The following is a 12195-nucleotide window of genomic DNA, read 5'->3' as shown; positions in this document are numbered from 1 at the left end:
ATTTTATTCAACGATTCCGTCAGCCAACAAAATTACCTTATTGCCCAGTACTTCTACTACACCTCCGGTAATCTGTACGCTGTGTTGCGCTGCCTTTTCCTTGTATTCAACGGTGCCTTCTTTCAGCAAGCTGATGAGTGGGGCATGGTTGTCCATAATCTGAAAGGAACCATCGGCACCCGGAAAGGTGGCAAGGTTTACATCCCCTTCAAATATTTTCTTTTCAGGTGTTAATATTTCTAAGTGCATAAATCAATTTGAAAATTGATCGATTTGAAATTTGAAGATTACATTATCAAATTTTCAAATCGGCTCATTAACTAATTATCCTTTGGCTTCTGCCAACATTTTCTCACCTTTTGTCACGGCATCTTCAATGCTTCCTACCAGGTTAAAGGCCATCTCAGGCAAATGATCGTATTCGCCATCCATAATGGCATTGAAACCTTTAATGGTATCTTTAATATCTACCAAGGCACCTTTCAAACCGGTGAAAGCTTCTGCCACGTGGAAAGGTTGCGACAAGAACCGCTGCACACGTCTTGCGCGGTGCACAACAAGCTTGTCTTCGTCAGAAAGTTCATCCATACCTAAAATGGCGATGATATCCTGAAGTTCTTTATAACGCTGCAAAATGCTTTTTACGCGTTGGGCACAGTTGTAGTGCTCATCGCCTACAATATCGGCACGAAGGATCCTGGAGGTAGAGTCCAGGGGATCTACCGCAGGGTAAATGCCAAGCTCGGCAATTTTGCGGCTCAATACGGTTGTAGCATCAAGGTGGGCAAAGGTTGTGGCCGGTGCAGGGTCAGTCAAGTCATCGGCAGGCACATATACAGCTTGTACCGAAGTGATGGAACCATTTTTAGTGGAAGTAATGCGTTCCTGCATGGCCCCCATTTCGGTTGCCAGCGTAGGTTGATAACCCACCGCTGAAGGCATACGGCCCAGAAGTGCTGATACCTCAGAACCTGCCTGGGTAAAGCGGAAAATATTATCGATAAAGAACAGGATGTCGCGGCCTTTGCCGGTGCCGTCACCATCGCGAAAATATTCGGCTACAGTAAGACCTGACAGTGCAACACGTGCACGCGCTCCGGGAGGCTCATTCATTTGACCAAACACGAAGGTAGCCTTCGATTCTTTCAAATCTTCTTCTTTTACTTTTGATAAGTCCCACCCACCAGCGTGCAGCGATTTCAAAAAGTCCTCACCGTAGTTTACAATACCGGCTTCAATCATTTCGCGCAGCAGGTCGTTTCCTTCGCGTGTACGCTCACCTACACCGGCAAACACAGAAAGACCGGAATAAGCTTTTGCGATGTTGTTGATCAATTCCTGGATCAACACCGTTTTACCCACACCGGCACCACCAAATAACCCGATCTTACCTCCCTTTGCATAGGGTTCAATCAGGTCTATTACTTTAATACCGGTATAAAGTACCTCGGTTGAGGTTGATAGATCTTCATAAGCAGGTGCGGGGCGGTGTATGGGAAGGGATTTATCGCCCTTAGGTTGTTTAATCCCGTCAATTGCTTCACCGACTACATTGAACAACCGCCCTTTTATATCGTCACCAATAGGCATTTCAATAGGTGTTCCGGTGTCCAGTACTTTCATGCCACGTACCAAACCTTCGGTGCCATCCATGGCAATGGTCCTCACGCGGTCTTCACCAAGGTGCTGTTGGCATTCCAAAACGATTTTGGTGCCGTCCGCTTTTGTTACTTCCAATGAGTCGAGAATGTTCGGGAGTTTTGAACCCGGTTCGTCAAAGGCTACGTCAACAACGGGGCCGATTACCTGGGTTACTTTACCAATATTTGCCATGTTTTAGGATTAATGATTAAGCGTTTTACCTTAAAAAATTCGCTCGCAAAAGTAGCGTTTACGGTAGGAAGAACAAAGCCCGTTTCGCGAATTATTAAGACCGTTTAAGATTGGCCAAGGCCTTTGAAAAGCGCATTTTTATTCGGCAAAGCGCATTTTTTGCCATCAATTTTCTAACTGGGTTTCGCCCGATATGGCGTTGAGGGATATGCGGAAAGTGGTGCCCTGGTTTTCCTCAGAAGTGCGCACAAATATTTTACCGTTGTGGTAGGCTTCAATAATTCTTTTCGCCAGGGCCAGGCCTAATCCCCATCCGCGTTTTTTAGTGGTGAACCCGGGCTTGAATACCATAGAAATTTTTGATCGGGGGATGCCTTTTCCGGTATCGGAAACATCAATAAAAACTTTTGAATTGCTGCCCCGCAGGATTTTGATTGCAATGGAGCCAGAGGAGCCAATGGCATCAACAGCATTTTTGCACAGGTTTTCCAAAACCCACTCGAATAGCGGGGCATGCACCAGCACCTGAATGTTTTCAGAAAGCGTAAATACCTCAATACTTATTTTTGACGAGATGCGTGGACGCAGGTAGTGCACCACGTTGTTCACCAGCGCTACCACATTTTCCGCCTTAAGGGCGGGCACTGATCCGATGCTTGAAAAGCGTTCGGTTACCACCGTAAGTTTTCGGATGTCCTTTTCCAGTTCAGCAATAATTTCCTTTTGTTTCAGATCAGGGTCTTCACGCAATACCTCTATCCAGGCCATTAGTGAAGAAATGGGGGTGCCCAATTGGTGCGCGGTTTCTTTGGCAAGGCCTACCCATACACGGTTTTGTTCTGCGGCTTTTGAGTAATTGAATGCCAGGTAGGCGATAAAGGCAAAAATGGCAATAACCGAAAGCTGTAAGTACGGGTAGAGGATCAACTGGGTTAGTAAAAATGAATTTTTGTAATACACGTAGCCCAGTATCTCCACATCGCCTGCCTCGTTGCGATAGGTCATTTCAATCGGGTCGTACAGGGCCTTCATTTCTTCAACCTGGTTGTGAAGAAACTCTTCTTTTCGTTTGGCAGACCATGATTCGTTAACCTTGATGTTGCGATACTGGTAATTATTTTCCCCCGTGATATAGATGGTTGGAATGGAATTGTTTTTGAAGATTATTTCATCGGTAACGAACAACAGGTTTTCGGCCTCATTGCTCAAGGTGTATTCAATGGCGCGCGCAAACAATTCAACCTGCTGCCGTTCGCGGCTTTTCAGTTGATCGACCAATACTTTTGTGTAGTAAATGGAGCCTACGCTGATCAACACCGAGGCGGCCAATACGATCCATTTCACATGGGTATTGCTTTCGTAGAATTCGGATGAAGGAATGGAAGTTCGCCTGGCCATTGGTGAATGAAAAATAAACAAAAATAGCGGATGCGAGGCATCCGCTATGCGGTGAGGGAGCAAAAGGGCAGTAGGCTATTCTATTACCCCTTCATCATAAACCACTTGGCCAAAACTTTATAGTTAACCTTAGTGCCATGCATCAATATGCCCACCCGGTAAATCCTTCCGGCAATCCAGGTTGTAAAAATAAAACCACCAATAAGCAACACTTGCGAAAGGAGGAGTTGCCAAAGCGGAGGATCATAGCCCAACCGGCCTACCATGGCCACGGGCGATGTGAAGGGTATGACCGAAAACCAAAAGCTGGCTGTGCTGTGCGGATCGTTGAGGATGAACATAAACAAACCAAAATAAGCAATGATAAGCGGCAACGTTATTGGAAAGGTGAATTGCTGTGCCTCTTGTTGCGAATCAACAGCCGATCCAACGGCTGCAAACAGCGCCCCGTATAACAGGTAGCCGCCTAAAAAGTAGAAGGCAAAATTAAATGCGATGTAGCCGAAGGGTATTTCGTTAACTGATTTAAGTATGTTCATTATTTTCTGGTTGCTCTGCATGGCTTCAGCAACTTCCGGATCATCTACTTGCTGCATGACTTGTTCCATGGCCTGTTGTTGAGGATTGTTTAGCCCAAACAAGCTTAACGTAGCCGTAGACAAAACGCTTATCAATACAACCCAAATGGTAAACTGAAGCAAGCCTACGGAAGCAATACCCAGGATTTTACCCATCATGAGTTGAAAGGGTTTTACCGAAGAAACAATCACCTCTACAATCTTGCTGGTCTTCTCTTCAATAACCCCCAGCATAATCTGCATGCCATAAATCAGCACGAACATGTAAATCAAAACCCCCAGCGCAAAACCCAAAATGTAAAGCATGCCGGTATTGCTGTCGCGTTCTACTCCGGTTTCACTCAGGTTAATGGATTTCAGGTCTACAGAAGTTTTGAGGCTTTTAATGGTTTCTTTATCAAGATTGAATTGTTCCAGTTTCAAATCATGGATTCGTTTCTCCAACATACCCTCCAGATCGCCCATTTTCCTCACCCCGGGGTTTTCTTTGGTGTACAATGTCATGCCTTCGGGTTTGGCGAGTTCGAACGGAGGGATATACAGAAGTGCAAAGTGAGACGATTGACTGAACGCAGTTTTGGCCTGGTCAAGGTTTCCGGTGAGTTGAATGAACTCAAATTTGTGCGTGTTTTCAAGGTTTATTTTACCACTTTCATCAAGCACTTCAACTATGGAGGTGCCTGCACTCTTTTCCTGCTTCATTAAAATGAAGGCCATTATACCTATTACGGCAGGAAAAATTAATGGGATGAGAATAGTAGCAATGAGAAAAGATTTTTTCTGAACCCGGTTCAGGAACTCACGCTGCATGATTAACCATATCTTATTCATAGTGTGTTTTCGTTGAAAGGTTAAAGGGATGGATCTTCTTTTACCAGGCTAATAAAAATTTCGCTCATGGTGGGCACTTTTTCCATAAAGCCATGTACTTCCGTAGTCTCCACCAGGTCGCGTATCAGTTGATTGGGCGTGCCGGTACCTCGAATGCGAACCGTGGAGTGGTAGAAACTATCTTCGGGATTTTGTTGTGCAACGATTTCATACTTATCTGCGGGTAGCTGGATGTTGCCCTTATGCTCAACCAGGTAGGTATTGGTTTTGTAGGCATCTTTGATTTGTTTTTTGGGCCCCTCCAAAATCTTTTTTGAGCGATTGATCAAGGCTATGTGGTCACATAACGACTCCACAGTTTCCATACGGTGGGTGGAGAAGATGATGGTGGAGCCTTTTTCACGAAGTTCCAATATTTCGTTGGTGATCAGTTGAGCATTGATCGGGTCAAAGCCTGAGAAGGGCTCATCCAAAATGATCAGTTTGGGTTGGTGCAAAACAGTGCTCACAAATTGTACTTTTTGGGCCATGCCTTTACTCAAGTCTTCAACCTTCTTGTTCCACCAGTCTTTGATTTCGAATTTGGTGAACCACACCTTAAGCTTATCCATAGCTTCTGCTTTGGTAAGGCCTTTTAGTTGAGCGAGGTAAAGCAGTTGTTCACCTACTTTAAGTTTTTTGTAAAGCCCACGTTCTTCCGGCAAGTAACCTATTGTGCCAATGTGCTTTGCGCTTAGTTTTTCATTGAAGATGGTAATGTCTCCGCTGTCGGCATCAATAATCTGGTTAATGATGCGGATAAGGGTTGTTTTACCGGCTCCGTTTGGCCCCAAAAGTCCGTAGATACTTTTTTCAGGGATGGTTATGGACACATCATCCAAAGCCAGGTGTTGTGTATAACGCTTGGTTACATGTTTAGCGGTAAGTGCTTCCACAGGTTTCTATTTTTTACACTCCAATTAGTGTCAAAAGATAGAAAGGAATTACGGAAAACCTTGAATTACTGATTTACGTGCTTGAATACAATGTTGCCCATCGAAACGTCAAGGTCGAAGTTGAGGGCATTTTTTGAATCTTTCTGATAGGCTTCATTGGCGTAGCTGCCATCGCTTAATTTCTTAAAGCTTTTCGGCATTTTCACACTGCACAACCACGACTCTTTTATCTTAACCGTAACAGGTGTTTGGTCAGCGAAGGGCAGCAAGATTACAAGATTACCCGCCCCAACACTTCCTTTAATGGTGTTGCCGGCAACAGAACCGCTGCTAAAATCCAGCATAATGTTTCCGAGGCCAACATCGGCTGTTATAAATTTACTTTTTGCCAGGCTTATATTTTTTGCGCTTACTGAGCCTAGGTCCACCTTAAAGGCAAGGGTATCCATGGTTACCAGGTTATCCATACCGTTATAGTAACCCACCGTTACATCAGCACTAGCGGTGTTAATTTTTAAATTTTTTACCGCTAATCCGGAAAGATCAATATTGGCACTGCCCAGTCCATACGAAAATTCAAGATCGTAAGGCTTGTTATCGGTCAGGTACATTTTCCAAAGCTTGTCTGAAGTCGGTTTTTCAGAGCTGAATACTTTATAGGAAATTGATTGGCTAAAGCCTTTACTGGCGGCATCTTCAAGGGAGAGGTAAACATCGCAAACTTTGCCTTTGATTTCCTTTTTAAAGTGATGGGAATAAGCGCCAGGCTCCAGGTTGCTGAATACGTTGAGGACTTCCGGATTATGGCTGGGTTTTATGAAGCAATTACCGCTATTGGCTTTGATTTGTAATTTGATGGTTTCACAGGAGGTGTTGTCCTCCACCATAAATTGTTTTTTGATCTGGCCCACGGCCAGCCCCGCATAAAGCACAAAAATCCCCGAAAGGCCTAAAATTCTCTGCATGCAGAATAGAACGAGCCACAGCCTTTAGGGTTGCAGCTTGTAAGGTTATTTACATAATTGGTTAAAAAAACCGACTTAGCCCTGTTTATTACGGGGCTTTTGCAAGTTGGGTTTTAAAGATTAATGGAAAAATTCCTTCATTTTATCAAAAAAACCCTTGTCGGATGCGTCCGGATGGGGTGTAAAATTGGCTGAATGCCGCAGGCTTTCCAAGGTTGCCCGTTCTTCTGGCGAAAGCCTTTTTGGGGTCCAAACATTTATGTAAATAAGTTGGTCCCCTGTTTCATAGCCATTTATGTCCTTAATGCCTTTACCGCGTAGGCGCAGGATTTTACCGCTTTGTGTCCCGGGTTCAATCTTTATTTTAACCTTGCCTGAAATAGACGGGACTTCTACCGAAGTGCCCAGTGCTGCATCAATAAAACTGATGTACAAATCGTATATCAGGTTGTTTCCGTCACGCTTCAGTATTTTGTCTTCCTGCTCTTCGATGAGGATCAATAAATCACCGGCAATACCCCCACCGGGTGCTTCGTTGCCCTTGCCTGACATGGAAAGTTGCATGCCATCACTAACCCCAGCCGGTATTTTTATGCTGATAACTTCTTCTTTCGAGATTAATCCTGAGCTATCTACCCCGGGAGGGCGCTTGTCCAGTAACTGACCTGTGCCATTACATTGCGCGCAGGTAGTTGATGAAACCATTTGGCCCAGCATGGTATTAACCACTTTGCGCATCTGCCCGGTGCCCTGGCAGGCTGTACAGGTTTTAAAAGTAACGCCATCGGCTTGTACCAAACGGTTTACCTTAATTTTCTTCTCAGCCCCATTGGCAATTTCTTCCAATGAAAGCTTAAGCTTAATGCGCAGGTTTGATCCCTTGCGCTGTCGCCTGCGACTGCCCCCGCCCCCAAAAAAACTATCAAACGGGCTTCCGCCACCGCCAAAAATATCCCCAAACTGACTAAAAATATCCTCCATATCCATAGTATGGCCCCCACCAAAGCCTCCATTACCCCGTGCATGACCAAACCGGTCATACTGTGCACGTTTAGTAGAGTCGCTCAGCACTTCATAAGCTTCAGCGGCTTCTTTAAACTTTTCTTCTGCCTCTTTATTATCGGGGTTTTTATCGGGGTGATATTGGATAGCCACCTTGCGGTATGCTTTCTTTATCTCCTCAGCCGAAGCGTTTTTTCCAACGCCCAATATTTCGTAATAATCTCTTTTTGCCATGATCAGGTTTTTTATTGACCCACTACTACTTTAGCAAAGCGAATCACTTTATCGTTCAACAAATACCCTCGTTCAACCACATCGACAATTTTTCCTTTCAGGGTTTCTTCCGGTGCGGGTACCTGGGTTATGGCTTCGTGTACATCCGTATTAAAGTCTGAACCGGCTTTAAGATCCATGGATTTTACACCACTTTGTTCCAGCACTTTTTTGAGTTTATTATAAATGAGTTGAAAACCTTCCAATTCTTTGCTATCAGCACCCTGCATGGCTTTCTCGGCACGTTCAAAATCGTCAATTACCGGTAACAGGGAAACGATAAGGCTTTCGTTAGCAGTTTGAATCAACTCCAATCTTTCTTTGGCGGTCCTGCGCCTGAAGTTTTCAAATTCAGAGTATAGTCTTAAATATTTGTCTTTTGATTCTGCCAATTCGTCTTGAAGTTTTTTGATCTCCACCTGAAATTTCGACTCATCCAATCCATTTAAGGTTTCAAATGATTCCGGAGTGGCTTCAGGTGTAGCTTCTTCTACACCTTGAGGCGTAGCTTCTTTTTGCAAATCCTGTTCAGTTTGCGGGTTGTTTTCCATGGTAAACAGTACTTAACGTTAAAATCTTGTGCAATTTGTCAATAATTCTGCCAATTGCCTTATGCGTGCCAGAGTGACATTAGTGAAACGATTGTTATTAGTCACAGGTCATTGGTTATTAGTCATTAGTAGATTGAGTATAGCTGCTGATGACCAATGAGATTAACCAATGACAATTAATGGAGATTTCTCCAGATCATGTCTTTCAGTTCTGTCAAGCCTTTTTGTGTTACTGACGAAATAAACACATTCGGCAAATCTGTAGGCAATTCTTTTTTGATGGCTTCTGTTAGTTCCTCATCAAGCATATCGCACTTTGATATGGCGAGTACACGTTTCTTATCCAGCAGTTCAGGATTGTATTTCTTTAGCTCATAAAGCAGGACTTCGTATTCTTTACGGATATCTTTCGAATCGGCCGGAACGAGAAATAACAACAAGGAATTTCGTTCGATATGCCTTAAAAAGCGTATGCCCAGCCCACGCCCTTCGGCAGCGCCCTCAATTATGCCAGGTATATCGGCCAGGACAAACGACTTGTCATCGCGGTATGAAACAACACCCAGGTTTGGCGTGAGTGTAGTAAATGGATAGTCGGCAATTTTTGGTTTGGCGGCCGAAACAACCGAAAGCAATGTTGATTTTCCGGCATTCGGAAAACCAACCAAGCCAACATCTGCCAACAGTTTCAGTTCAAGAACAATCCACTCCTCCTTTCCGGGTTCACCCGGTTGGGCAAAGTTTGGTGCTTGCCGGGTGGATGTGGCGAAGTATAAATTACCCCGGCCACCACGACCGCCTGGAGTTAGGATAAATTCCTGGCCATCTTCCGTGATTTCTACCCGCACATCTCCGGTTTCAGCATCGCGCGCAACCGTGCCGAGCGGAACGTCAATGATCTCATCTTTGCCTTCTGCACCCGTACAATTTTGTGATTCACCGGGCTTACCGGATTCAGCGATGACGTGTTTGCGGTATTTAAGGTGCAACAGGGTCCATAATTGTTTGTTGCCCCGCAGGATTACATGACCGCCCCGCCCACCGTCACCACCATCAGGGCCACCCTTGGGAACAAACTTTTCGCGATGAAAATGCAAACACCCGGCCCCGCCTGCTCCTGAACGGGAACAGAATTTTACATGGTCAATAAAATTCGGGGACGACACGTGCTATTACGACAACAGGTGATTATCTATTTCGCGGCACAGGTTGTTAAAAATCTGTTCAATGTCGCCTACGCCCACTACCGCAGAATACTTGCCGAGTTTTTTATAGTGTTCGGCTACCGGCACTGTTTCGGCTTTGTAAACAGCAATGCGGTTTTCAATTACTTCGGGTTTGGCATCATCGGGTCGGTTTTCTTTATTGGCGCGTTCGGCCAATCGTTTTTTCAGCTCATCCTCATTCACCATTAACTCCACCAATGCCGTAATGCCGGTGTTGTTCCTGGCCAGCAAAGCATCAAGTGCTTCGGCTTGTTTTACGGTGCGCGGAAAGCCATCGAAAATAATGCCGTTGATGTTGCCGCTGCTTTTGATTTTGTCGTCCACCATGTCAATCACTACCTGGTCGGGCACCAGGTTACCTTTGCTCATGTAGTCTTGCGCAAGTTTACCCAGCGGAGTTCCTTCTTTCAGGTGTTTACGAAACAAGTCGCCAGTTGAAATGTGAATGAGTTGGTACTTTTCAATAAGCCTGGCGCTTTGGGTGCCTTTGCCTGCGCCCGGAGGGCCAAATAGAACAAGGTTAATCATAGTGCTAACGTTAAAGGTTCGCAAGATAGTGATCTATTCGTAAATAAGCCGATGACTGGAATAGGGGTGCCATCGGGGTATGCTGTCTCGCTCAGGATTGTTTGTAAATATCTTTCAGGTTTCTTCCCAAGCCTTCATAATCAAGCCCGTATCCTAAAATAAATTCATCGTCAATATCAAAACCAATGTACTTGGGTTGAACGGCATGCTGGCGGGCAGGGGCTTTGCGAACCAGGGTAATCACTTCTACCGATCGCGTGCCGAGGCTGCGAAGTTCCTCCACTACTTTACTTAGGGTTAACCCGGTGTCCATGATGTCTTCAACAATAAGTATATCTTGGTTAAAAATACTTTCTGTTAACCCGATCAGGGTTTTAAGTTGACCGGTGCTGGCCGTGCCCTGGTAAGAGGAGTGCTTAACAAATGACACGCGACACTCCAACCTGATTTCACGGATCAAGTCGCTGGCAAAAATGAATGAACCGTTAAGGATAGGGAGGAATAAGGGCATTCGACCTGCATAGTCATGATTAACCTGATCGGCCAGTTCGCTGACCTTGCTTTTTATTTTTTCTTCGCTGATAAATTTTTTGAATGTAAGGTCTTTAATCTTCATAGTCCGATAAAGGCTGCAAAGATAAAGGAATCGACAAAAGAACTATAAGTCGTTTTTAAATCAGTAGGAATCATCCTGTGCAAACGTATTCTTACGCAGCATCCATTGCCCTTTGGTAAAATCAGGAAATGCCATGGTTTCTCCACCCAGGCGAATGGAGGTTTCTGATAACGGGGTTATGGCACTCCAGGCCACGGCATCATAAACATCCATAGGAGGTTGTGTTTTTCGTTTTACCGCTTCGATAAATGCATTCAGCACAAACCAATCCATGCCGCCATGTCCGGCACCGGCCGCATCGCTTGCATATTTTTTCCACAGCGGATGTTCGTATTTGTCCAGCCAGGGTTGGGCATCTTCCCAGCGGTGAGGTTGTTTACTTTGGCCTTCAATGTAAATGGATTTGTTTACGTCCATCCATATTCCGTTGGTGCCCTGCACCCGAAAGCCAAGTGAATATGGCCGGGGAAGATTCGTGTCATGCTGGAGCAGGATCGTTTCTTCGTTGGCGCATTTGATCAGTGTAGTAACCACATCGCCAAGTTTGAAATTAATTTTTGCATTGGGATGGTTTTCACCAGCCTGCTTCACGATGTAATCATGCAGCCCGCGTGCCTTTGATGAGTACGAAACCAACTCGGTAAAACGATTTCCGCGGTTGATGTTGATCATCATAGCAATTGGCCCGATGCCGTGGGTTGGGTACAAATCGCCATTGCGATGTACTGAATGTTCAGTGCGCCACTGTGCTTCTGAAAATCCCTTCTCGCCAAACTCTACACCACCGCCATACGGTTTTACACCATCGTTAAATTTTACTTCCCGTAAGTCGTGCTGGTAACCACCTTGTAAGTGAACCAGTTCACCAAAGATATTTTGACGTACCATGTTCAGCACGGCCATTACATCACGCCTGTAACAAACGTTTTCCAACATCATTAAGGGCATACCCGTGCGTTCCGATGTTTGCACCAACTCCCAGCATTCCTCTATGGTTGTTCCGGTAATTACTTCGCATCCTACATATTTTTTTGCATTCATGGCATCGAGGCATTGAATGGTATGCCACTCCCAGGGCGTAGAAATAATCACCGCATCAATGTTTTTATTTTCCAGCATTTTCCTGTACCCATAGGGCCCTTCCAGGATTACCTGTGGTTTTGGTTTGCCTGCCTTCTGCACCATGTTCAAACTCATATCCATCATGCGTTGCTGGATGTCGCACAAAGCAACTATTTCAACATCATTTCTGTGCAAAGCAAGATCAAGATGGTTTTGGCCGCGTAAGCCTACACCAATAAAACCCAACCTTACCTTTTGTGATTTGTCTTGCGCGAATAGCGAGGAGGAGGGAAGAATTGAAAAGGCAGCACCGGCAAACGCGGTGGTTTGAATGAATTTTCTTCGGGAGGTGGATGTTTTCATAAGGGCAATGGATGAATTTTCTTTAAATTTGAAC

At 45.0% G+C, this 12195-nt stretch carries 12 protein-coding genes; all 12 read right to left on the bottom strand.

Annotated elements, in window-relative coordinates:
* Positions 1 to 3: 3 nt before the first annotated feature.
* A complete protein-coding gene (gene atpC, locus KIT51_16755; GenBank protein UYN86491.1) occupies positions 4 to 249 on the bottom strand; it encodes an ATP synthase F1 subunit epsilon in 246 nt (81 codons plus the stop codon).
* A 75-nt stretch (positions 250 to 324) separates the two neighbouring features.
* Entirely contained in the window at positions 325 to 1833 is a 1509-nt protein-coding gene (atpD, locus tag KIT51_16750) for a F0F1 ATP synthase subunit beta (protein UYN86490.1), read from the bottom strand.
* 165 nt (positions 1834 to 1998) lie between these two features.
* The gene (locus KIT51_16745) at positions 1999 to 3231 is read right to left on the bottom strand and encodes a HAMP domain-containing histidine kinase (protein UYN86489.1); all 1233 of its coding nucleotides are present in this window, start codon (positions 3229 to 3231) and stop codon (positions 1999 to 2001) included.
* An 83-nt stretch (positions 3232 to 3314) separates the two neighbouring features.
* Entirely contained in the window at positions 3315 to 4640 is a 1326-nt protein-coding gene (locus tag KIT51_16740) for an ABC transporter permease (protein UYN86488.1), read from the bottom strand.
* A 20-nt stretch (positions 4641 to 4660) separates the two neighbouring features.
* The gene (locus KIT51_16735) at positions 4661 to 5575 is read right to left on the bottom strand and encodes an ATP-binding cassette domain-containing protein (GenBank protein UYN86487.1); all 915 of its coding nucleotides are present in this window, start codon (positions 5573 to 5575) and stop codon (positions 4661 to 4663) included.
* A gap of 65 nt (positions 5576 to 5640) precedes the next feature.
* Positions 5641 to 6540 (bottom strand): hypothetical protein, encoded by a 900-nt coding sequence (locus KIT51_16730; protein UYN86486.1) that lies wholly within the window; start codon positions 6538 to 6540, stop codon positions 5641 to 5643.
* A 120-nt stretch (positions 6541 to 6660) separates the two neighbouring features.
* On the bottom strand, positions 6661 to 7776 hold the full coding sequence (gene dnaJ / locus KIT51_16725; protein UYN86485.1) for a molecular chaperone DnaJ: 1116 nt from the start codon (positions 7774 to 7776) through the stop codon (positions 6661 to 6663).
* Positions 7777 to 7787: 11 nt separating this feature from the next.
* Positions 7788 to 8366: a nucleotide exchange factor GrpE gene (locus KIT51_16720; GenBank protein ID UYN86484.1), complete on the bottom strand. Its 579-nt coding sequence runs from the start codon at positions 8364 to 8366 to the stop codon at positions 7788 to 7790.
* 176 nt (positions 8367 to 8542) lie between these two features.
* The gene (obgE, locus tag KIT51_16715) at positions 8543 to 9532 is read right to left on the bottom strand and encodes a GTPase ObgE (GenBank protein ID UYN86483.1); all 990 of its coding nucleotides are present in this window, start codon (positions 9530 to 9532) and stop codon (positions 8543 to 8545) included.
* 6 nt (positions 9533 to 9538) lie between these two features.
* Positions 9539 to 10120 (bottom strand): adenylate kinase, encoded by a 582-nt coding sequence (locus KIT51_16710; protein ID UYN86482.1) that lies wholly within the window; start codon positions 10118 to 10120, stop codon positions 9539 to 9541.
* A gap of 91 nt (positions 10121 to 10211) precedes the next feature.
* A complete protein-coding gene (gene hpt, locus KIT51_16705; protein ID UYN86481.1) occupies positions 10212 to 10736 on the bottom strand; it encodes a hypoxanthine phosphoribosyltransferase in 525 nt (174 codons plus the stop codon).
* A 60-nt stretch (positions 10737 to 10796) separates the two neighbouring features.
* Positions 10797 to 12161, bottom strand: a complete 1365-nt coding sequence (locus tag KIT51_16700) for a Gfo/Idh/MocA family oxidoreductase (GenBank protein UYN86480.1) — start codon at positions 12159 to 12161, stop codon at positions 10797 to 10799.
* Positions 12162 to 12195 lie beyond the last annotated feature (34 nt).

The sequence above is a fragment of the Cyclobacteriaceae bacterium genome, from assembly GCA_025808415.1.
Classification (GTDB): domain Bacteria; phylum Bacteroidota; class Bacteroidia; order Cytophagales; family Cyclobacteriaceae; genus UBA2336.
This window is presented reverse-complemented; position numbering and strand designations above follow the sequence as displayed.